Origin of the sequence: Methylobacillus rhizosphaerae, assembly GCF_900187985.1 — a bacterium.
GTDB classification, from domain to species: domain Bacteria; phylum Pseudomonadota; class Gammaproteobacteria; order Burkholderiales; family Methylophilaceae; genus Methylobacillus; species Methylobacillus rhizosphaerae.
Genome location: NZ_FZOA01000002.1, coordinates 44091 through 66600 on the forward strand (window position 1 = coordinate 44091; position 22510 = coordinate 66600).

At 52.9% G+C, this 22510-nt stretch carries 22 protein-coding genes and 3 tRNA genes; 15 read left to right on the forward strand and 10 right to left on the reverse strand.

Features of this window, described 5'->3' with window-relative positions:
• Positions 1–118: 118 nt before the first annotated feature.
• From CHB59_RS02450 to CHB59_RS02460, 3 genes are read left to right on the forward strand one after another with little or no spacing between them, the layout of a single operon-like run.
• Positions 119–637, forward strand: a complete 519-nt coding sequence (locus tag CHB59_RS02450; protein ID WP_089374658.1) for a DUF3016 domain-containing protein — start codon at positions 119–121, stop codon at positions 635–637.
• Between the two features lie 4 nt (positions 638–641).
• A complete protein-coding gene (locus CHB59_RS02455; protein ID WP_089374659.1) occupies positions 642–1067 on the forward strand; it encodes a YeeE/YedE family protein in 426 nt (141 codons plus the stop codon).
• Positions 1057–1497, forward strand: a complete 441-nt coding sequence (locus tag CHB59_RS02460) for a YeeE/YedE family protein (protein WP_089374660.1) — start codon at positions 1057–1059, stop codon at positions 1495–1497. The genes CHB59_RS02455 and CHB59_RS02460 overlap by 11 nt, the downstream gene beginning before the upstream one ends.
• A gap of 47 nt (positions 1498–1544) precedes the next feature.
• Here CHB59_RS02460 and CHB59_RS02465 read toward each other — a convergent pair whose 3' ends face one another.
• Positions 1545–2072, reverse strand: coding sequence for a TIGR00645 family protein (locus tag CHB59_RS02465; protein ID WP_089374661.1), 528 nt, complete (start codon positions 2070–2072; stop codon positions 1545–1547).
• Between the two features lie 58 nt (positions 2073–2130).
• Complete coding sequence (locus tag CHB59_RS02470; protein WP_089374662.1) at positions 2131–2976, reverse strand: 23S rRNA (adenine(2030)-N(6))-methyltransferase RlmJ; 846 nt, start codon at positions 2974–2976, stop codon at positions 2131–2133.
• Positions 2977–3098: 122 nt separating this feature from the next.
• Between CHB59_RS02470 and CHB59_RS02475 the strand changes: the two genes are divergently transcribed.
• The 10 genes from CHB59_RS02475 to CHB59_RS02520 all read left to right on the forward strand — a co-directional run bounded on the left by CHB59_RS02475 (position 3099) and on the right by CHB59_RS02520 (position 10857).
• A complete protein-coding gene (locus CHB59_RS02475) occupies positions 3099–4073 on the forward strand; it encodes a cation diffusion facilitator family transporter (RefSeq protein WP_089374663.1) in 975 nt (324 codons plus the stop codon).
• A gap of 36 nt (positions 4074–4109) precedes the next feature.
• Complete coding sequence (locus CHB59_RS02480; RefSeq protein ID WP_089374664.1) at positions 4110–4295, forward strand: tautomerase family protein; 186 nt, start codon at positions 4110–4112, stop codon at positions 4293–4295.
• A gap of 15 nt (positions 4296–4310) precedes the next feature.
• Positions 4311–6149, forward strand: coding sequence for an excinuclease ABC subunit UvrC (gene uvrC / locus CHB59_RS02485; RefSeq protein WP_089374665.1), 1839 nt, complete (start codon positions 4311–4313; stop codon positions 6147–6149).
• Positions 6149–6715 carry a CDP-diacylglycerol--glycerol-3-phosphate 3-phosphatidyltransferase gene (gene pgsA, locus CHB59_RS02490; RefSeq protein ID WP_089374666.1) on the forward strand — a complete coding sequence of 189 codons (567 nt, stop codon included), beginning with the start codon at positions 6149–6151 and terminating at the stop codon, positions 6713–6715. The genes uvrC and pgsA overlap by 1 nt, the downstream gene beginning before the upstream one ends.
• 60 nt (positions 6716–6775) lie before the next feature.
• A tRNA-Gly gene (locus CHB59_RS02495) sits at positions 6776–6851 on the forward strand.
• A 69-nt stretch (positions 6852–6920) separates the two neighbouring features.
• Positions 6921–6994: transfer RNA gene (locus CHB59_RS02500), tRNA-Cys, on the forward strand.
• Between the two features lie 25 nt (positions 6995–7019).
• Positions 7020–7095, forward strand: a tRNA-Gly gene (locus CHB59_RS02505).
• Between the two features lie 371 nt (positions 7096–7466).
• Entirely contained in the window at positions 7467–8996 is a 1530-nt protein-coding gene (locus tag CHB59_RS02510) for a catalase (RefSeq protein ID WP_089374667.1), read from the forward strand.
• Between the two features lie 234 nt (positions 8997–9230).
• Complete coding sequence (locus tag CHB59_RS02515) at positions 9231–9728, forward strand: MarR family winged helix-turn-helix transcriptional regulator (RefSeq protein WP_089374668.1); 498 nt, start codon at positions 9231–9233, stop codon at positions 9726–9728.
• Positions 9718–10857 (forward strand): FUSC family protein, encoded by a 1140-nt coding sequence (locus CHB59_RS02520; RefSeq protein ID WP_089374669.1) that lies wholly within the window; start codon positions 9718–9720, stop codon positions 10855–10857. Before CHB59_RS02515 ends, CHB59_RS02520 begins: the two co-directional genes overlap by 11 nt.
• Positions 10858–10914: 57 nt before the next feature.
• On the opposite strand, the gene CHB59_RS02525 is transcribed toward CHB59_RS02520, so the two are convergent.
• Positions 10915–11148 (reverse strand): hypothetical protein, encoded by a 234-nt coding sequence (locus CHB59_RS02525; RefSeq protein ID WP_089374670.1) that lies wholly within the window; start codon positions 11146–11148, stop codon positions 10915–10917.
• Between the two features lie 179 nt (positions 11149–11327).
• On the opposite strand from CHB59_RS02525, the gene CHB59_RS02530 reads away from it, so the two are divergent.
• A complete protein-coding gene (locus tag CHB59_RS02530; RefSeq protein ID WP_089374671.1) occupies positions 11328–11648 on the forward strand; it encodes a BON domain-containing protein in 321 nt (106 codons plus the stop codon).
• A gap of 239 nt (positions 11649–11887) precedes the next feature.
• Here the strand turns inward: CHB59_RS02530 and CHB59_RS02535 are convergent, their stop codons facing one another.
• Entirely contained in the window at positions 11888–12997 is a 1110-nt protein-coding gene (locus CHB59_RS02535; RefSeq protein ID WP_342743054.1) for an LLM class flavin-dependent oxidoreductase, read from the reverse strand.
• Positions 12998–13163: 166 nt separating this feature from the next.
• Here CHB59_RS02535 and CHB59_RS02540 point away from each other — a divergent pair, with 166 nt between their 5' ends.
• The gene (locus tag CHB59_RS02540; protein WP_089374887.1) at positions 13164–14720 is read left to right on the forward strand and encodes a protein adenylyltransferase SelO; all 1557 of its coding nucleotides are present in this window, start codon (positions 13164–13166) and stop codon (positions 14718–14720) included.
• Between the two features lie 164 nt (positions 14721–14884).
• On the opposite strand, the gene CHB59_RS11680 is transcribed toward CHB59_RS02540, so the two are convergent.
• The 6 genes from CHB59_RS11680 to CHB59_RS02560 form a co-directional block, all read right to left on the reverse strand.
• Positions 14885–15022 (reverse strand): hypothetical protein, encoded by a 138-nt coding sequence (locus tag CHB59_RS11680; protein ID WP_179212045.1) that lies wholly within the window; start codon positions 15020–15022, stop codon positions 14885–14887.
• Positions 15023–15026: 4 nt separating this feature from the next.
• A complete protein-coding gene (locus tag CHB59_RS02545) occupies positions 15027–18560 on the reverse strand; it encodes a TonB-dependent receptor (RefSeq protein WP_245835014.1) in 3534 nt (1177 codons plus the stop codon).
• Positions 18561–18666: 106 nt separating this feature from the next.
• Positions 18667–19686 (reverse strand): FecR domain-containing protein, encoded by a 1020-nt coding sequence (locus CHB59_RS02550; RefSeq protein WP_089374672.1) that lies wholly within the window; start codon positions 19684–19686, stop codon positions 18667–18669.
• A gap of 3 nt (positions 19687–19689) precedes the next feature.
• Entirely contained in the window at positions 19690–20223 is a 534-nt protein-coding gene (locus tag CHB59_RS02555; protein ID WP_089374673.1) for a sigma-70 family RNA polymerase sigma factor, read from the reverse strand.
• A gap of 429 nt (positions 20224–20652) precedes the next feature.
• Entirely contained in the window at positions 20653–20781 is a 129-nt protein-coding gene (locus CHB59_RS11850; protein ID WP_281252002.1) for a hypothetical protein, read from the reverse strand.
• Between the two features lie 183 nt (positions 20782–20964).
• Positions 20965–22449: a mechanosensitive ion channel gene (locus CHB59_RS02560; protein WP_089374674.1), complete on the reverse strand. Its 1485-nt coding sequence runs from the start codon at positions 22447–22449 to the stop codon at positions 20965–20967.
• Positions 22450–22510 lie beyond the last annotated feature (61 nt).

Genomic DNA, 22510 nt, shown 5'->3' on the forward strand with positions numbered 1-22510 from the left:
TTGTTTGCTTTCTGCAGCTTGAACCGGGAAGATGTGAGTGTTGGGACGGATGTAAGGCAATAGAGAGTTCTGCGGCAGAGGGAATGCTATTTCATCATTAACATCAAAAGGTTTTGATATGCGATATGGTTTCCTTCTCGTGTGCCTGGGGATGTACCTGAACGCGGCACAGGCGGCAGAAAAAGTCAGTCCAAGGGTGACGTTGCAATATATCGCGCCTGAAAAATTCACTGATATTTCCAGGACGCATGACGGCCCGCCGGATAGTCGGTATCTGGATCAGCTGCAGCAGTATTTCGTGAAAAAAGCGGCCACTTATCTGGCGCCGGGCCAGCAACTCAAGGTGGATGTCAGTGACATTGATATGGCTGGTGGCTTTGAACCATGGGTGATGCCGCTCAATCCTGATCTTCGTATAGTGCGTGATATCTATCCGCCACGTATCACGCTGCATTATGAATTGCGCGATGCGCAGGGAATGGTGCTGAAACAGGGCGAGGCCAGGTTAAGCAACCTGACTTATCTCTTCAATGCACGGCCCGATGCGACAGATGCCATGCGACATGAAAAAGCCTTACTGGATGACTGGCTGCGTAAACTGTTTTCCGGCAAACAGCAGAATGGAGAGGAGATATAGCGTCATGATGATTGATTGGGAACATGCAACGCCACTGGCCTCGTTGGCTGGCGGAGCATTGATTGGGCTGGCGGCTTTAATATTGGTCGTGGCAAATGGCAAGGTGGCAGGGATCAGCGGTATTGTTGCGGGAAGCCTGCGTCGGACAGGCCGGGCGAGCACCTGGCGTGTTGCCTTCCTGTTCGGCATGTTGCTTGCACCTGTTGCGTATGCAGTTTTCTGGCAATTGCCAGAGATGGAAGTGACGAGCGAAATACCATTATTGATCAGTGCCGGGCTGCTGGTCGGTTTTGGTACCCGGCTGGGGAATGGTTGTACCAGTGGACACGGTGTGTGCGGTATTGCAAGGCTGTCGTTGCGCTCAATCGTGGCTACCCTGATTTTCATGGCGGCTGCCATGCTGACGGTGTGGGTGCGCCATGGAGGATAGGCAACAATGGGTGCCATTGGTGACGGCATTGATTGCGGGACTATTGTTCGGAGCCGGGCTGGTTCTCTCGGGCATGATCAATCCGGGGAAAGTACTGGCTTTTCTGGATATCACTGGGGTGTGGGATCCTTCACTGGCGTTTGTCATGCTGGGAGCGATCCCGGTGGCTGCAGTTGGTTTTTATATCATGCGTGCTAAAGAGCGTAGCGTACTCAGGCAGGAGATGCAGATACCGAAAAACAGGCAGCTTGATACCAGGCTGATAGGCGGTGCAGCATTGTTCGGGATTGGCTGGGGGCTGGTGGGTTATTGTCCAGGCCCAGCAGTGGCAAGCCTGGGAGTTGGCGGTATCAGTAGTGCGATATTCGTTATCGCCATGGTGGCAGGAATGTGGTTGTACCAGCTATTTGAATTGCGCTACGGTCATTGAGTGCGGATAGGCAGCAGCTGAGAGCTGCTGCCGGTATGGCCGTTACATCAGTGTTTCTGCGCGTCAGGATGCGCCATGATGCGATCTATCCAGGCGATGGAAACGGCAGAAGCAATGAATGCCATATGGATCACGGTCTGCCAGATCAGGGTTTTGTCATCCAGGTTCTCCACATTGATGAACGTCTTGAGGAGGTGGATCGAGGAAATTCCAATGATGGACATTGCCAGCTTGACCTTGAGCAGGTTGGCATTGACGTGGGAAAGCCAGTCCGGCTCGTCCGGGTGACCATTCAAGTTGAGACGGGAAACAAAGGTTTCATAACCGCCGACAATGACCATGATCAGCAGGTTGGAAATCATCACCACATCAATCAGGCCCAGTACCATGAGCATGATGTCGGCTTCATTCAGGTGAGGCAGGCGTGCAATCAGGTGTGTCAGCTCCACCATGAAATGGATGACATAGACCAGCTGTGCCACAATCAGGCCCAGGTAAAGCGGCAGTTGCAGCCAGCGGCTGCCGAACAGGATGGCACTCAGCGGGCTCATCTTGCTATTGCGGGGAGATTCCATTCAGTTTCCTTTTTTACTAGATTGGGATAGACGAAAAGTAAGTGTGCCTGAGCAATGTTCAGGGAATATGATGTTCCAGCGAATATTGCGCGCCCTGATCCAGGCCCAGCACGTCGACGAGGTAAGGTACTGCCTGTTCAAGTGTCTTGGGTAGTGTCCAGGGGGGATTGATGACAAACATGCCACTGCCGTGCATGCCAAAGCCATCCGCAGCAGGTGCATGGACACTCAGGGTAACATGCAGCCAGCTAGGTGCTCCCAGTTTGAGCAGCTTTTCCTGCATGACACTGATTTCCGGGCGTTGCAGCAATGGATACCATAATAGGTAAGTGCCTGTGGCAAAGCGTTGCAGGCTGTCTTTTAATGCGTCGACCACGCGCTGGTAATCCCGTTTTTCTTCATAAGGTGGGTCTATCAGCACGACTGCCCGGCGCGGAGGAGGGGGCAGCAATGATTTCAGCCCGGAAAACCCATCTTCCTGCGCCAGCAAAACCTTGCGTCCCGCAGACTGGAAATGCCGAGCTAGCAGCTTGAAATCACTGGAATGTAATTCAAACAGGCGCATTCTGTCATCAGTGCGCAACAGGGCCTGTGCAACGCTGGGTGAGCCAGGATAGCGCCTGGGTGTTGCATCTGGATGATTGCCGCGTATGAGTTGCACAAACTCAACCAGTGGCTGCGGCATATCCTGAGCATTCCATAAGCGCGCGATTCCTTGCTCGAACTCCGCATTCTGCACGGCGTAGCCATGATCCAGCGCATACATGCCAGCCCCGGCATGCGTGTCGATATACCAGTAGGGTTTGTCCTTTTGGTTGCTATAGGCAAGCACTTGTTGCAACACAAAGTGCTTGAGGACATCGGCATGGTTGCCTGCATGGAATGCGTGACGATAGCTTAGCATGGGAGCATGGGGTTAAAGATTGGGCGATATTATAAAGGATGGGATGACAGCTGCGGTGCTTTGACAGGAATTTGTCTGTGCCGCTTTTTTATTGGGCTTATGCCTGCTAGCATTACAACCCTATGGGAACTCATCAACATCACCACCATCATCACGACCACGACGGCAAAGCGCCGTCATTGCTTCTACCCTTAATCCTGATTGCAGGGTTTGCCGTGGTCGAAGCCATTGGCGGCTGGTGGACCGGGTCGCTGGCATTGTTGGGTGATGCCGGGCACATGGTATCCGATGCGCTGGCGCTTGCCTTGGCCTGGCTGGGCAGCTGGGTAGCGCGTAAGCCAGCAACCCGGAAACATAATTTTGGGCTGGTGCGCGCCGAGGTGATTGTTGCCCTGGTCAACTCCCTGCTGATGCTGGCTGTCATTGCCGGTATTGCTTACGAGGCCGTGCATCGGCTGGTAGAACCACAACCTGTACAAGGTGGAGAGGTCATGCTGATCGCATTCATCGGCATGCTGATCAATATTGTCGTGGCCTGGATGCTGCATTCCGGACACCATAGCCTGAACAGCCGGGCAGCATTGCTGCATGTCCTGGGCGACCTGCTTGGATCAGTTGCTGCAGTGGTGGCTGGTGCCGTGATTTACTTTACAGGCTGGATGCCGATTGACCCGATACTGTCGATTTTCATTGCGGTATTGATCCTGATATCGACATTGCGCTTGCTGAATGAGGTATTGCACGTGCTGATGGAAGGTGTGCCGCGGCATATCGATATCCAGGCAGTCGAGCATGCCCTGACTGCCACCGCCAAGGTACGGGAGATTCATCATCTGCATATCTGGGCATTATCCTCGGAAAAGACAGCACTTTCTGCCCATGTGGTGCTGGAAGATATGCGGGACTGGCATCCTGTGCTGAGCGATTTGCGCCATATGCTGCATGAGCGTTTCAATATCGGGCATGTCACGTTGCAGCCGGAAACAGTGGATGCATTGACTTCAGGAGCGGCAGGATGCTGGCTGACCGGTAAGGAAGCCAGTGAGCCTCACCATGAGTGCGATGATCACGACCATGACCATCCGCATACACACTGATATCCTGTCTTCCATATTCATCATCAGGAGAACATCATGCCATACGTCAATATCAAGGTTGCCGGATCACTGACCAGGGAGCAGAAAGCCAAGATCGCTGCAGAGGTTACCGACACGCTGGAACGCATTGCCAACAAGCCCAAGTCCTATACCTACATTACCTTTGAAGAGGTGAAAGGTGAGAACTGGGCGGTGGCAGGCGATCTGCTGGACAGTGATTAATACAAGTAACTGCAATTGAGCAAAACTGATTCACCTGTCGCCCCAAAGCCGGATGCATTCGACCCCAAACCGGTATTGAAGAACCTGCCCAACTTGCCGGGCGTGTATCGCATGATCAATGAGCGGGATGAAGTCATTTATGTAGGCAAGGCGCGCGATCTCAAGAAGCGGGTGTCTTCCTATTTCCAGAAAAACCTGCCCAGCCCGCGTACGCGCATGATGGTGTCCAACATCACCCGTATTGAAACCACAGTAACGCGCTCTGAAGCAGAAGCCCTGTTGCTGGAAAACAACCTGATCAAAAGTTTCATGCCGCGGTATAACGTGTTGTTCCGCGACGATAAATCCTACCCTTACATCAGTTTGAGCGGAGATGATTTCCCCCGCCTTGCTTTCCACCGCGGAGCGCAACGTAAGGGCAGTAGCTATTTTGGCCCATTCCCCAATGCCGTGGCGGTGCGTGAGAGCATCCAGCTTCTGCAGAAAGTATTCCGCTTGCGTACTTGCGAGAATACCGTGTTTTCCAATCGTTCAAGGCCTTGCCTGTTGCACCAGATCGAGCGCTGCACGGCTCCTTGCGTCGGACTCATTTCCGAAGAGGATTACCGCAGCGACGTGATGCACGCTACCTTGTTCCTGCAGGGCAAGGAGCAGCAGGTGATGGATGAGCTGGGTATCAAGATGAACGAAGCGGCAGAGCAAATGGAATACGAAATGGCTGCCGTGTATCGTGACCGCATCCAGAGCCTGCACCAGGTGCAGGCCAAGCAGTTTGTCAGTGATTTCAGCGTCAGCGATGCCGATGTGATTGCCTGCGTCGAACTGCAAGGGCAATGGTGCGTCAACCTGGTCATGATTCGTGGGGGTCATCATCTGGGTGACAAGAGCTTCTTCCCCCGCAATGCGGATGGCGCTGATCTGGAAACTACGGTAGAAGCCTTTCTCGAACAGCACTATATGACAGGTGCCATTCCCCCTTTGCTGGTTGTCGGCGCGGCGCTGGAAACTGCAGCCCTGGAAGAAGTGTTCTCGGAGCAGGCGGGTAGAAAGATCAAACTCAATACCAATCCGATCGGCGATAAGCGCGTCTGGCTCAAGATGGCCCAGACCAATGCCGAGCTGGCCCTGTCCCAGCGTGTTGCCCAGCAGGCCAATCAACAGGCTCGCCTGACCGCGTTGCGGGAAGCGCTGGCCCTGTCGGAAAGCACCGAGCGTATTGAATGCTTCGATATCAGCCATACCATGGGCGAGGCGACAGTGGCTTCCTGTGTGGTCTTTGATAAAGGCAATATGCAGAATTCCGAATATCGACGGTACAATATCACCGGCATTACCCCGGGCGATGATTATGCTGCCATGCGAGATGCATTGACGCGCCGCTATCGCAAGGTCGCGGCAGGTGAGGGTAAACGTCCTGACCTGATCTTCATTGATGGCGGGAAAGGTCAGTTGGGTGTGGCGGTAGAAGTCATGAGCGAAGTCGGCCTGGCAGATATCCAACTGGTCGGGATCGCCAAGGGCGAGGAGCGCAAGCCAGGGTTGGAGCAGATGTTTTTCCCCGAGCGCGACACGCCGGTAGGATTGAATAAGGATCATCCGGGGCTGCATTTGTTGCAACAAATACGGGATGAGGCTCATCGGTTCGCCATTACAGGGCATCGTGCCAAGCGTGGCAAGGCGCGCATGCATTCAAGCCTGGAAGATATCAGCGGGATAGGGGCCAAGCGACGCAAGAGCCTGTTGACCCGGTTCGGCGGCCTGGATGGCGTGAAAAATGCTAGCGTGGACGAAATTGCGCAAGTGGATGGCATCAGCCAGGCGCTGGCACAGAAAATTTATGAGGAGTTGCACTGATGTTCTGGAATGTTCCCAACAGCCTGACCCTGATGCGGATAGTATGCATCCCGATCTTTGTGGGTATTTTTTATTTTCCGGCAAGCAGCTTGCCCATCCATGACAAAAATGTACTGGCTACGTTTATTTTTGCCTTTGCCGCTATTACTGACTGGTTTGATGGATACCTTGCACGCGTGCTCAACCAGACTTCCGCTTTTGGCGCTTTCCTTGATCCCGTGGCAGACAAACTCATGGTGGCAGCGGCATTGATACTGCTGATAGAGCTGGATCGCGTAGGTGCAGTGGTTGCACTGATCATCATCGGACGTGAAATTGCCATCAGCGCATTGCGCGAATGGATGGCTGGAGTAGGGGAGCGTGGCAGCGTTGCAGTGGCGAATATCGGCAAGATCAAGACAGCGGCACAAATGGCTGCCATCCTGCTCCTGCTGTATCACGATCCGATTGGATCATTGCGTATCAATTTTCTTGGCGAAGTGCTGATTTACATCGCGGCATTTTTGACATTACTGTCAATGGCTTATTACTTGAAAGCCGCGTGGCCACGCATGAAGGCAGGGTGATTGTTGCAAAATACGCTTGACACAATTCTTAAAATCCTTAGAATGGCGCCTTCTTTCGATGCGGGAATAGCTCAGTTGGTAGAGCGCAACCTTGCCAAGGTTGAGGTCGCGAGTTCGAGACTCGTTTCCCGCTCCAGGATTTAAAGAGGAAAACAGTAAGCAGGTTTTTCTTGTTTTATCAGATGTTGCATCTGATGCTGATTATGGCGCGATAGCAAAGCGGTTATGCCGCGGCCTGCAAAGCCGTTTAGGCCGGTTCGACTCCGGCTCGCGCCTCCAGAAAATGATTTTGCTGTGAAGCAACGCGGGAATAGCTCAGTTGGTAGAGCGCAACCTTGCCAAGGTTGAGGTCGCGAGTTCGAGACTCGTTTCCCGCTCCAAAATTCCATCAAGGCCCAGACTTCGGTTTGGGCCTTTTTGTTTTCTCCTATCCAGGCCCTTCCCAGAATTGTCAGAATGCCAATCACGCATACAGCACCGCTGCTGGCTACTATATTTCCAAGTTTGATGTTCTATCAGCCTGTGCCGGGTAAAGCAAAAAACATTCATCCCTGGTTCAATGGCACGCGATAAATCGCTGATCTGAAACAGGGGGGGCAATGATGAAATCATTACCACAAAACATAATAAGAATTATTTATCGCATCCGTAGAAACTATTAATTTTTGTTCGGCAATTAATTGTATTAATATCCAGATACCCTAATTAAAAAATGGGTTCTTTTAATCAATTTGTATCAGTAGGAGCTGCCATGAACAACGATGCCAAGAAGTGTCCAGTGACCCACCTGACGACCGATTTCGGCGCTCCGGTTGTGACCAACCGCGACAGCCTGACCGCTGGCCCACGTGGCCCCTTACTATCCCAAGATGTATGGCTGAACGAGAAACTTGCCAATTTCGTGCGTGAGGTCATTCCTGAGCGCCGTATGCACGCCAAAGGCTCCGGTGCCTTTGGCACTTTCACGGTTACCAAGGACATTACCAAGTACACACGCGCCAGGATTTTCAGCGAAATCGGCAAACAAACCGAAATGTTTGCCCGTTTCACGACCGTAGCTGGCGAACGTGGTGCTGCTGACGCCGAACGCGATATCCGTGGTTTCGCCCTCAAGTTCTACACAGAAGAGGGTAACTGGGACATGGTGGGAAATAACACACCTGTGTTCTTCATCCGCGATCCGCGCCAGTTCCCTGACCTGAACAAGGCTGTCAAACGTGACCCGCATACCAACCTGCGTAGCGCCACCAATAACTGGGATTACTGGACGCTGCTGCCCGAGGCATTGCATCAGGTTACTGTCGTCATGAGCGACCGCGGTATCCCCGCCAGCTATCGCCACATGCATGGTTTTTCTTCACACACCTACAGTTTCTGGAATGCAGACGGTGAACGCTTCTGGGTGAAAATGCACTTCCGCACCCAACAAGGCATCAAGAACCTGACTGATGCCGAAGCCGCGGAGCTGGTCGGAAACGATCGCGAAAGCCATCAGCGCGACCTGTATGAAGCGATTGAGCGTGGCGACTTCCCCAAGTGGACGATGTACGTCCAGGTCATGCCTGAGACTGACGCCGAGAAATACAGCCTGCATCCTTTCGACCTGACCAAGGTCTGGTACAAGGGCGACTATCCGTTGATTGAAGTCGGCGAGTTCGAACTCAACAAGAATCCCGAGAATTTCTTCGCCGATGTTGAGCAGGTCGCCTTCGCACCGAGCAACCTGGTGCCTGGTATCGGCGCCAGCCCTGACCGCATGCTGCAAGCACGTCTGTTTAACTACGCCGATGCGCAGCGTTACCGTTTGGGTACCAACTACCAACAGATTCCAGTGAACCAGGCGCGCTGTCCTGTGCACAGCAACCACCGTGACGGACAGGGGCGGGTAGACGGCAACTACGGTAGCGCACCGCATTACGAGCCCAACAGCTTTGGACAATGGCAGGGCCAGCCTGAGTTTGCCGAACCGCCCTTGAAGATCAATGGTGATGCCCAGTTCTGGTCCTATCACCAGGATGACGCCAACTACTTTGAGCAGCCGCGCAAGCTGTTCCAGTTGATGACACCGGCGCAGCAGGAAGCGCTGTTCGGCAATACTGGTCGTGCCATGGGTGATGCGCCGGAATTTATCAAGTTCCGCCACATCCGCAACTGCCACGCCGCCGATCCAGCCTATGGCGCAGGCGTGGCCAAGGCACTGGGTATCGACTTGCAGAAAGCCCTGGCCTCAAAACCGGACGACCCGATGTACGGCAACCCCCTGGTGCCGCTGCCAGCTTGAGGTAGTGATATGTTGAAGTGTAGGGATATCATGGCCTGCCTGTGAGAACTCTACACTTTAGAAGGGAATAAAAAAGAGAGCTTTGCTCTCTTTTTTTGTGGGCGCAGGCAGCCTTGGTGGGAGACTTTCCATGACTTGATTATGGATGAGCCATGGGGCTGAAAATGGATACTTGATTGGGTAGTCTGGTTAAACTAATTTGATTTGCAAATCAAATTAGTTTAAATTCTATACATGGACATTAATTCTTCTTCCCGCTCACGTTTCGGTATCCATTTTTCTCTGCTTGCCCGGCGCTGGCGTGCTGTGCTTGAGGTGCATCTGGCAAATGCCGGGCTCACTGATGCAACCTGGTCGCCGTTGATTCATCTCAGTGAAACTGGGGGTGGCATGACGCAGAAAGACCTGGCATTGCTGGTGGGGGTGAATGACTCCAGCCTGGTTCGGGTACTTGATATTCTCGAACGCCAGGGGCTGATCGAGAGGCGCAGCAGCGAATCCGATGGGCGTGCCCGTCTGGTATACATGACGCCTGAAGGTGAGCAGCGCGTGGCTGAAATCCGGCGTGAACTGAGCAAGGGAGAGCAGATGCTGTTGGCGGATATTGCAGACTCGGAGATTAGTGCGATGCTGAAATCCTTTCATATCATTGATCAACGGATCACTGCATTCGAAAATGAGATGCTGACCTCAACAGCTAGCGATAGAAAGATGAAACAACATGGCCGATAAACCAAGGAAAATAAGGAAGGGCCGGGCTGGTAGGTCTGCAAGCCGGTTCGATACGGTGCTCCGCCTCCTGAACCCGCATCGCTTTGGAGAAAGCCTGGAGCTTGGCGCACAGCCTTCATTACGCAACGCAACCCTTGCAGGGTTGCAGGCGGCTATCGCCGTTGCTGTTTGCGTGCCGCTGTTAGAGCTCTCACCATGGTCTCACCTTGTGGGATTTGCCGCCTTGGGCTCTCTGGTCGCGCTCTTCGGCCGCTTTGCGCCTCAGTATCACCGTTCCGGTATCGTGCTGAAATGCGTATTCTGGCAGACCGTTGCTGTGTTCAGCATGTCGGCTACAGCCTGGCTGGGCTGGTCGCAGACGGCTCAACTAGCGTTGCTGGCTTTTGCTTGCGGTTTTTACCTGCTAGTCTGTTTCAATGCCAAGTTCGGCGCTCCTGGCCCGTTGATTTTCATCTTCGCAGTTGGAGCTTCCATCACGGATACGCTCAGCCTGGAACAAGTCATGGAGCGCACGCTGGCGACTGCCGCCGCTGCCTTGTTTGCCTGGTTGATCTGCGTTGCCAGCGAAAAATTACGCGATTTCCCGACAGCAGAACGTCCTTTTCCCACCGTGCCAGATCAGTCAGTCAGCTATCTGCTCTTCATGTCGGCACGGGTTGCGCTTGCGGCATTCATTGTTGTCTTTCTCAGCCATGCCTGCGGGTTGCAGTATCCGGCCTGGGCGGCGATGGGGGCAGTGGCGGTCATGCAGGGCAGCCATCTTCACATCAACATGCACCGCGCCTTGCAGCGCACGCTGGGAACCATCGTCGGCGCTATGCTGGCATGGTTGCTGCTCGCGCAGCAACCTTCGATCTGGCCGCTGATCATTGTGCTGGTGCTGCTGCAATTCCTGATCGAGGTTGTGATTGGCATTAACTATGCGTTAGGGCAAGTGCTTGTCACCCCAATGGCACTGTTGATGACCCATCTGGCCGCACCTGCGTCAGCCGGGGCTTCCATGGTGCCCGAGCGGGTGATTGATACCTTGCTCGGTGCTATCGTTGGCATGGTGATTTCCATCGTGCTCTCGAATATCGAAGATAGGCAGATGCTGGAGCGTTATCACCGGTCGCGCATGCGACGATAGCCTGGCCGCGCCATTTGCCTTGTGTGGTCGCGGTTATTGGCTGGAAGTAGGGGAGAGTCAGGCTGCTGACGTGCGGTTGATGGCAATGTGGGGAAGCCGCATGATCTTGTCAATGGCGAGCCGCGCCAATGCCCAGGCACGTTCTTCCCGCATCAGCTCTTTTTCGCTCTCGCTATGGGGAAGGAACTGCCCGCCGAATGTCAGGGAGTGACGGATGGTGGTGCGCTCATTCATATAGGCTTTGACCACATCCTGCACACGTTCTTCACGACTGTTGTATAACGACGGCATACCGAAAATCTTTCCTGCATCTGTTTCACAGCATTAATGTTACATGGCGTTTATGGCACTTTGGCAAGTCATTTCGTGATGAAGTTAAAAATTCCTACACAGTATTCGGAATGAGGATGATTGCATCAAAAGGCGGGACATATCTAGCATAGTGCAGTTTGTTAGTGAAGGATGGATACATGAAGTTCTGCCAGTATGCCGTGTTACTGCTGATGGTTTGCCTGCCTCTGCATGCCTATGCCGAGAATGAGGCGGCCAAGGGGTATTGCGATAATACGATTTGCTCAAAAGTCAGGTCAGCACTGGAGCGCGACTCCACACTCAAGCCGTTTGATATCCAGGTGCAGTCCGATGACCTGGGCGCAGTACATTTGAGCGGCACGGCAAAATCCCAGGCGGAAGTGAGCCAGGCCGTTATTGTGGCGCGTAGCGTGAGCGGAGTGATGTCAGTGCAGAATGACATCGTGATCGACAGCGCAGACGACACCAAAAAGAGATAACGGCAGGCTGTGCTTCAAGGCTAGAATACAGGGGTTAGTGCTGAGAATAAGGTAGTAAGCCTGCATGCAGGCCGATGAGCCGTCATTGACCCAGTGTGACTCTGCCGATATAGATTGGGCGCACTAACCTGAATAATGGCAGGCCATGCATGTGCATGGCCTGTTTTTTATATCTGCCTCTCGCAGAGGTGGCTGATGTCTATTGGATCGGTTGTCCCAGCTCAAGCAGGGCCAATAGTTCATTCAGCAGACAGGCGTTGGTAAATATCCGCCACAATCCGGTATGACTGCAGTCTTACCGCATGGTCGAACACATGCCCGGTCACCATCAGCTCATCCGGCTTGACGTCATTCAGCAGCATTTGCAACCCGGATTCCACAACGTCAGGGGAGCCCACCAGGGAGCAGGACAGCATGCGCTCCACGCCAGCCTGGGTGGAAGCATCCATATAATCGTCGATATGCTCGACCGGCGGTGGCAGTTCCGCCGCCTTGCCTCGATGCACATTGGCAAAAGCCAATTGTTGCGAGGTGAACCAGTAGCGGGCTTCAGCATTGGTTTCCGCAGCTAGGATATTCACCGTAAGCATGAAATAGGGCTGTTGCAGCTGCGCGGACGGGACAAAGTTGCGCCGGTAGATATCCACAGCCTGCAACAGGAAAGTCGGCGCAAAGTGGGCGGCAAAGGCGAAAGGCAGGCCATTGGCTGCGGCATATTGTGCGCCATAGAGGCTGGAACCCAATATCCAGAGCGGGATATCCAGGCCAGCGCCGGGCACAGCTCGTAGCGACTGTCCGGCTTGCGCTGGCGCAAAGTATTGCCGTAGCTCGGCTACCAGCTCCGGGAAATCATCTGCATAGATATTGAGATTGCGGCGCAGCGCACGTGCGGCGATGCTATCGCTGCCCGGAGCACGGCCCAGTCCCAGGTCTATACGTCCGGGGTAGAGCGATTCCAGCGTGCCAAACTGTTCCGCAATCGCCAGCGGTGCATGGTTGGGCAGCATGATGCCGCCTGCGCCAACCCGTATCCTGCTGGTATGACCGGCAATATGGCCGATGACCACAGAAGTTGCCGCGCTGGCAATGCCGGGCATATTGTGGTGTTCGGCAAGCCAGAAACGATGATAGCCCAGCTCATCCGCAAGCCGGGCCAGACTGACGGAGTTGCGGAATGATTGCGCTGGCGTGCTGCCCTGAGTGATAGGGCAGAGGTCAAGAATGGAAAATGGAATCATCTGTGCAGTGTCGGGTAAAGCGGCGGCGAACGCAAGGGATGCGCCAAAAGGCGCTGTGAGGAATAATGCCCCAGTCCCAACAATTTCTGTGGGTAACTTTGTGGGCAGCATGGGCATGACTATGCTAACTGTTTGTTACAATAAGGCGAAATTGAACCTGCCTATTTTTTATACAAATGCGCATGATTTAATTGCGCTCTGCGGTGAACATACCGCGCCAGATTCTGTCACGTTGTCATGAGGACAACATTTTTCCACCCATCCACGATTGCTGAATATGCTGACTTTCGATAACCGATTCCTGCGGGAACTGCCGGGTGATCCAGACACCACCAACCAGCTGCGCCAGGTATTCCATGCCTGTTGGTCGCACGCCATGCCAACCTCGGTATCTGCGCCCAGGATGCTGGCTTACTCGCGGGAAATGCTGGAAGCGCTGGAACTGAGTGTGGAAGACATTACCTCCCCGGATTGGGTCAATGCGCTGGCCGGCAACAGCCTGCTCCCCGGGATGCAGCCTTATGCCATGTGTTATGGCGGGCACCAGTTCGGGAATTGGGCGGGGCAACTTGGCGATGGTCGCGCCATCAGTCTCGGTGAAGCGGTCAACAGCAAAGGGCAGCGCTGGGAGCTACAGCTCAAGGGCGCAGGTGTCACACCTTATTCGCGCATGGCCGATGGACGGGCCGTATTGCGTTCCTCCGTGCGCGAATTCCTTTGCAGCGAGGCCATGTATCACCTCGGCATCCCAACCACGCGCGCACTGAGCCTGGTGCAGACCGGCGATGTCGTCATCCGCGATATGTTCTACAACGGCAACCCCCAGATGGAAAAAGGCGCCATTGTCTGCCGTGTTGCGCCATCCTTCATCCGCTTTGGCAATTTTGAGATTTTTGCCATGCGCGATGACAAACAAACCCTGCAAACACTGGTGGATTTCACTATTGACCGCGATTTCCCCGAGCTGAAGGACTACCCGGAAGAAGAGCGTTTTGCCGAATGGTTTGCCATCATCTGCGTGCGCACTGCGCGCCTGATCGCGCAATGGATGCGCGTAGGCTTTGTGCATGGCGTCATGAATACCGACAACATGTCCATCCTTGGCCTCACCATTGATTACGGCCCCTATGGCTGGGTCGACAACTTTGACCCGGGCTGGACACCCAACACCACCGATGCCGCCGGACGCCGCTACTGCTTCGGACGCCAGCCTGACATCGCCCGCTGGAACCTGGAACGCCTGGCCCAGGCATTGCATTGCCTCAAGCCAGAGCGAGAAATCTACGATGAAGGCCTGATGCTGTACGACCAAACCTATAACCGGGAATGGGCCGCGGTCCTGGCAGCCAAATTCGGCTTCAGTGCATGGCGTGATGAATACGAGCCCCTGATCAACGAAGTATTCGACCTCATGTATCACGCCGATATCGACATGACAGAGTTTTTCCGCAAACTGGCCACAATCGAAGCCAGCCAACCCGATCTCGCGCACCTGCAAAGCGCCAGTTACAGCCCTGCACTGTGGGAAACCTTCAAGCCCAGGTTTGAACAATGGCTCAGCCAATATGCCACCGCCACCGTGGCCGATGCACGCGACCCGGCTACCCGCACCAGCAGCATGAATAAGGTCAACCCGCGATATGTATTACGCAACTACCTCGCCCAGCAGGCCATAGACCTGGCAGACCAGGGAGACACCAGCATGATAGAAGAACTGCTGGAAGTCCTGCGGCGACCTTATGACGAACAGCCGGGCAAGGAGCGCTTTGCAGAGTTAAGGCCGGAATGGGCCAAACACAAGGCAGGCTGCTCCATGCTGTCTTGCAGTTCCTGATTCAAGGTTTACCGTAAGGTGATAGGTGATTACTGATACTGTCTCCGGCCTGGAGCCGGAATCCGGTTCTGTTTTAACTAGCCGCAACCAAGACAAAAAAATGCCGGGATAAACCCGGCAGAGGGAGTGGATGCATGCCGGACATCATCCGGCATGAGAGAAACCTACATCCAGTAAAACCCTGATATCAGCAGACTCAACTCAACTGCCAGCAGCAGGAAGAACAGTGCAGGCAGCACGATCATCCAGCTTTCGTGCAGCAGCCATTGTTTGAGACAGATGATGAGCCTGGATAATGGCATTCACTTATTTCCTTGGGTCAAAGGAATAACTCAGACTGACCCAAGCTGCTCGTGGTGCACCAGGAGCCAGGAAATTTGTCATGAGCCAATCACTGGAATTATGGTTGTAACCATCTGGACCAATAGCTCCATTGATAGATGGCGAGAATGGATTTCTCCCCAATTGGCCTGCACTGAAGTATTCCTTGTCCAACAAGTTGTTAACACGTAGGCCAAGAGTCCATTCTGAGGTTAAGCGATAACTGGTTTGTAAGTTCAGCGTCATATATCCTGGGGTTGTGCCAGGATTATTTGTTGTTTGACGAGCTACACTTATTAACTGACCGGTAGAGCCATCCTCCACCGTGTCATAAATAACCTCCCCAGTACGGTGTTTGTTATTTTCATTTCCACGAACAAAAGCAAAGGAGTGTGCAACAGCTGTAAGTCCAATTTGCCATTTAGGAGTTACTTGATAACTTAGGGTTGCATTAAGGTTGTGTAATGGAACACCTGGCATACGATCACCAGGTTTTACTTGTATTAGTCGGCTATAGTTCTGACCATATACCTGTTCTACCGAGCTACTATTATCATTGGCTGGCATCCAGAAATTAGATTGAAATGTAGCTTCTGTCAGTGCATAGTTCAGTCGCAAACGCCACTTTTCGAATGCTGCTGTAATACCTGCCTCAATGCCTTGGCGACGTGTATCACCGATAGTGTCAAAGAAATTGCGATTACCGGGATAACCAATCATATAGATGTCATCGCGTAGATCAGTGCGATATACACCCAAATTCCACTCAACATTGTCGTTGAGTTTTCCGCGCATCCCTAAATCAAAGGTGGTTGCCTTGATTTGAGGTAAATAGGGGTCGCCGGAGAGAGTGGTTGGCAAGGAGCATGCGCGGTTTTCTGCCAGGCTTCGTGGGGCATACTCTATAGATCCATCAGGGTTCAGATTTACTGGTACAGGAGTTCTATCAAAGGCACATCCTAACTCAACAACTGAGGGAACACGTGTGCCTTGGCTTGCGTTACCATATATATTGATATCAGGTGTGACCTGCCAGGTAGCCCCCAGTGAAGGGTTCAGAGAGTAATAGCTGAATTTCTCTTTCTCAGCCGCATTCAATACATTAGATGCATCTGGAGTGATATACCCAGTAGTTGGGCAGACCCCATTAACACACACATTGTAATAATCAGGGAAAGCCTGCATCTGTGCCAAGTCCCAGACATACGTACCGTAAGTGCGTGAAGCAATCTTGTTCTTGCCCTTAGTATCGTTATAACGTAATGCACCTGTAATACTCAGAGTTTCAATAGGCGTCCAGGTTTCACTGGCATAAATACTCTTAGTCACCTGATGACCAGAGAAATTACTGTTACTGATTTCCTGGCTGGCCGCAGCATATTGATCGCGTATTTGATCTGGCGCTAAATATCCATCGCGCTCAGCATCAAACAAGCCCAACATCTGCCCACTTCTATAAGTGGCTGAAGGCATATCTACCGATGCACCGACCATGAACTTATGTTTTTCATAATTCCAGTTGAGTTGGATGGAAGCGCCATCAGTAATTTGGTCAATCTGGGTATTGGTCATGACGGCAGTAGGCGTTCCCTCTACGACTCCGGCACCCGTACCTCCAGAAGCTGCCCCATCAACCAGTGTTGCAGTACCATTGGAATCTTCAACAATCAGCCCATTATTATTGACATCACCCTGGCATTTATCACCATTGACTACAGAATTAGGGTCAATAATCATGACGTATTTGGTGCCAGTGCCACCATCCGCATCTGGAACCCAATAGTAAAACATAGATCCTACTGTCAAAGCGCGTGCAAAATTGAAACCATTTCGCGCTATCTGAGACAGGTTTTGTTCTACTCTATAGTTATATTCGTTCTGTCCATTTGACCAATCAGTCGCAGGAGGAGGTGCTAGCGACTCACCACCTTCTCCAGCCTGAGGGGCAAATAATTCAGACTGCTGAAAGTTTTTTGTGAAATTTAATTTATGTTGGGCAAATGCTACAAACTCTGCTGGGAGCTCAGCATTAAAAGAGCCGGCTGGCAATTGAGCTAAAGCATAGTCGATACCATACTGCCGAACATTACTCACGAATGGAGTAGTTAACGACCATGTGCCGTTGGGAGCTTCTACAATATAATAGTTTGGCAATCCATACTGATTGGTACTATTAAATAAACAGGTATATTCTTCGCCATCAGCAAGATTTCTCCGTACTTTTTGATTCTCAAATTCAGTGTAAACATCTGCTCCTTTTTGCTTACGTTTACTGTTCCTTCTGTAAACCTGTCCAGTAATAGAGAAGTTGTCATTGACGAAGTAGCTGCCTGACAACTGGAATTGCCAGAGGCGGTTGTCGGTGGTATCGGGGGAGGTGAAAACACTCCTTCTGTCTTGAGCGTACATTTCGCTAGGCAACATGCCGTTGCCAGTTAAATCATTCCAAACAGCCAAGACACTAAGATTGAGATCGAGTTTATCGCCACGGTAACTGCCTTTAGTGAACAATTGATTCACTCGGCTCGGTGAGTTATCTCTCCAACCATCCTCCAGGAAGATGTTGGCAGCAGCGAAGCCAGCCACGGTGCCGTTATTCCATCCTCCTTCGGCTTGCAGCTGGCGTCTGCCAAAGGAGCCTGTCAATACTTCTGCATTGACTTTGGTGTTATTGAAACCATCCTTGGTTTTCATGGAGAGGGCACCGCCCAGTGTGCCTAAACCAAAAATAGGGTTTGAACCGGGGAATACATCAAAGCTGGCAAGTGCATTCATGGGGATCATGTCCCAGTTCATGACATCGCCGAATGGTTCATTGACGCGGATGCCATCCAGAAACACGGACAAGCCTTGTGGTGTGCCAATCTGAGGGCCTGCGGTAAAACCACGGTACGTGATATCCATCTGGAATGGATTGCCCTGATAGTCATTCACATTCACAGATTGCAGTCTGGAATTCATCAGGTCTGCCATGCTCAAGGCATGTGCGTCCTGAATATCCTGGGCTGTGAGGGTCTGGACGTTGCCGGGAATTTGTTCTTTAGTGAGGCCGGTGCCGCCCAATGGCCCGATTTCATAGAAGCGCTTGGCGCGGACTTCGATGGCGTCGACATCGAAGTTGATGGAGGATTCCTCACCTGGGAGGGTTTCTTTCATTTTGACTGGTGCGGCTTTATCAAGAAAGAAGCCACCATGCTGGTCGCTGACTACTTCCAGGCCACTGCCCTTTAGCAGGGTTGCGAACCCTTGTTGTACTGTGTAACTGCCGTTCAGGCCTTTGCTGTCTACGCTTTGTGTCAGGGCTGGATCAAACACCAGCACGACGCCTGAGCGCTGGGCAAAGCGGTTGAGGGATTGGGTGAGTGTGCCGGGTGGGATTTCATATTGTCTGGCAGCGTCAGCGGTGAGTACTACGCTGTCTCCTGCTGCCATGGTGTATTGTGCTTTGCCCGCCATCAGCAGCAATGCACAGTGTAGTGCGACCGCGATTGGCGATGGCTTGAAATGCAGACCGTTCATGAAATCCTCCCTGATTTTTATTGTGTTCTTCACCAAGACGAACAACTCAAGGCAAAGTACAGTCAGGGCATTAAAATTTTTTCATCGCTGGGCGGGTTGCTTGACGCTACCGTGGTTTGACTACTGCAAGTAATGGGGTGTAGTACTGGATATCGACGGGTAGGTAGGTGGTCAGCATTTCCAGTGCTCGGTCGGTATCATTGAGCGGGAATACGCCGGAAACGTGCAGATGTGCGATGTCGTCTTCCTTGAAGTGGATACGGCCATGGCGGTAGCGTTCCAGTTCCAGTAATACGTCTGCGAGGGATTGGTTATCGACTGCCAGTGTGCCGTTCACCCAGCCGGTCAGGGCGTTGGCATCTATATCTTGCGGCTGGCTAATATAGGTATCTTCGATACGGGTTCCCTGGTTGGCATGGAGGATGACACATTCAGGCGCGGCAGTGGAGAACATGCGTTTGACCTTGCAGGCCTCGACTACGGATTCAATGACGCCTACCCTGGTGGCATCGGTTTCTTTTCTGACGACAAACTGGGTGCCAAGCGCTCGGGCAGTACCCTGGCGTGTTACCACGATGAAGGGGCGTGCGGCATCTTTTGCTACTTCTACCAACACTTCGCCTTGCAGCAGTTTGATGCGGCGTTCGGCAGTGGAGTAATCAATATCCACAGCGGAATAGGTATTGAGGGTAATCCGGCTATGGTCGGGCAGTTCTATCACACGCTGTTCACCCACTGCGGTGGTGTAATCCGCCATCAGGTAAGAGGCTGTGTCAGATTGGGAACCGAGCCAGATGCCCAGCACGAGGGTGATGCCCAATGCCAGGGATTTGGCGGAGAGCTTGCGGCCCACTGGCTTGAACTCAGGGGTTAGTACTTGTTCCAGGGCATTGAGCGCGGGCTTGGGACTGACTTCGTCCAGGTCGCGCCACATGTGTTCCATGCGTTCATAGGCGATGCGGTGGGAGGCATCCTGTTCCAGCCATTCCGTGAAGGCGGCCCGCTCGGCTTCCGTGCAGTCCGGCGCGTGTAGCTGGACATACCAGTTGGCTGCCTGCAATACGGCTTCCAGCTCTGGTTCGTCGGCTGCGTCTTGTGCCTGGTTTTGTGCGGGTAGGGCGGACATGGATCAAGGCATGCGGTGCATCAAGGTATAGCAATGCACCATGACCTTGGCGAGGTATTGCTTGACCATGCTGACGGAAACGCCCAGTTTGTCGGCAATCTCGACATAGGATAAATCCTCGAACTGGCTCATGAGAAAAGCCCGGCGGGGTTTATCAGGCAAACCGCCTAACATGCTGGCCAGCAGGTTCAGGGTTTCGATGGCTTCCTGGTATTGTTCTGCGGAGAATTCGTAGCGATCCTCGCTGATCAGCATCAGCGATTCAAGATAAGCCTGCTCCAGTTTGCGGCGCCGGGCGGCATCAATCATCAGGTTGGTGGCAGTGGCTGCCAGGTAGGCTTTGGGTTCACGCAGGATTTTGCTGTCGGGTGCCAGGAGGATGCGCAGGAAGGTGTCGTGCGCAAAGTCATCGGCATGATGCACAGCCCCCAGTTTTTTACGTAGCCAGCATACTAGCCAATGATGATGATCAACATATAACTGTCCGACTGCATTGACAGTGATTGCTTTGGAATCTGAAACTGATTGCTCCTGCATGCCACTCCCTCGTCCCTGAACCAGATGGCCTAACCCCCCCTTATGGAGGGCAATCATAACATAAGAAATTTATGGATTAATCCCGGCAGAATTGCACAGGAATCAGACGAGATATCTGGAAATATTTTTTTGAGGAATTTGGAGATACTGCATCATAAAAATGCGCAAAATATTGGCTGTATACAACCAACGCTGGCTATATATAACCAACCTGGTTGTATACAGCCAATTTTGGGGCAGAGGGTTGCAAAATTTGGCAAGAAAATTGCAAATTATTCGGGAATAAATCCTAGATAAAAAAGTGATAAAATCACATACGAAGTGTTTGTGATGATTAGGGGTAGGTTTTGTAAAGATCCAGACCTTGAATCAAGTCCCGATGGAGAGATCAATTAAAGTATGTACTTTTCCGCAAGCATCCCTGTACTTTCATGGCTCTGTGTTTGCGGTTCCCGCAAAGCTGATCAAGCTGTGGTAAGCGTCAATCCTGTCCTTGAACATTGTGTAACGCAAGGCAGCAATCTTGAAATTGTCGAGGTGTATCTGGGAAAAGGACATGTGCCATTAGCCTGATCGCCTTGTGGTAGAGAGAGTGAGTGCTGCTGTGCTGCGATCATGCCATAAACTCATCAGCCACATTGTAGGCAGCGGTAGTGTATTCATGCTGCGCATATCAAAAAAAAGCCGCCCAGTATTGCTGAGCGGCTTTCTCCCGGACGGGTATTACTTCTTCAGTCTATTTCAATCCTGCTGATCATCCTGACGGAATTTCGATAGCCAATGTTCCATCAGCTTGCCAGCTGCTTCGCGTCCACCCAGGCCGAAGGACAGCGCCACGGCTACCGCGATAGCGCCCAGGGTTAGGCCGAATGCCAGGTTGACGATATCATCGGCGATGCCCATGGCGCGTAGGCCCATGGCTACCACCAGGCCGAGGATGGCGAAGCGGGCGATACGCGCCAGGCCACGGCTATTGGGGCCTGCTGCGCGGTCAATGGCTTCATACACCAAACCGGCCAGCCAGAAGCCGATTACCAGGATCACGGAGCCGAGCAGCACGTCGCCGCCGAAGCGAATGAAGGTAGCGACAATATCGCCAATCTGCATGAAACCGAGCTGGTTGGCCGCTTCCACTGTGGCGAACAGCATGGCGAAAAACAGCGCGACCTTGCCGATGAAGCCAGAGGCTGATTTGTTTTCAAACGCATGGCCAAGGCCGATACGCGCTGGCAGGGTGTCGAAGCCTAGCGTTTGTAGCAGACTTGCCAGCAGGCGTGAAGCGAATGAGCCCACCAGCCAGGTGACTGCAAGGATCAGGCCAGCGGCGATGATGTGCGGCACAGCAGCGAGGATCATGGAGAGCATGTCGGTGGCTGGGCGCGAAATCGCCTCGATGCGCAGTGCGTCGAGCGCGGCAATCAACGACGGCAGGAATACCGCGATGAACACCAGCAAACCACCTATGTTCGACAGACGCAGTGTTTCCGCGATGCCAGCGCGTTGGCCGAGATTGTCGGCACCAGCGGTACGCAGCAGGTTGCTGACGAGGTTGCGCAGCACTGTGGCAACGATCCAGCCGACACCACCGATCACCAGCGCGGCGACGGCATTGGGCAGGATATCAAGTGCTCTGCCTATCATGTCGCGTAGCGGGTCGAGCAAACCTTGCAGTTGCAGTGCGCCCAGCACGGCTGGCACAAACAGCAGGATTACCAGCCAGAACAGTGCCTGAGCCAAGCCGTCGCTGATCGGGGACATGCCGGCATGTTCGGCCAGTCTTTCATCCAGCGTGGTTTTTGCCAGTATGCGAGTGATGACTGCTCGCACCAGGCTGGCCAACAACCAGCCTATCAACGCCAGTATCAGTGCTGCCAGGATGCGTGGTGCATAGGCGAATATTTCGGTAAGTAGTGCGGCGAAGGGGCCGGATACCATGGCTAGGTTGAGCGAGGTGAGCACCGCGATAAAGGTGAACAACAGCACGATCCAGAACAGACTGACTGCTGCACCTTTTTCGATATCCACTGGTTTACCGGTCTGCCCGGTCAATTGTGCAAAGCGGCGGTTCATACCCGCCATACCCAGGCCACGCCGTACTCCGGCACGCACCAGCACTGCGAATAGCCAGCCCAGCACGAGAATGGTCAGTGCGCCAAGTAGTTGAAGCATATTGTCACCGAGACCGGATTGCACCGCCCCCCACATGCTGTTCCATTCCATATCCATGTGATCCTCCCATTAATGTTTAAGATGATAATTTTTTTATCTTACGTTTTTAATAATGAGC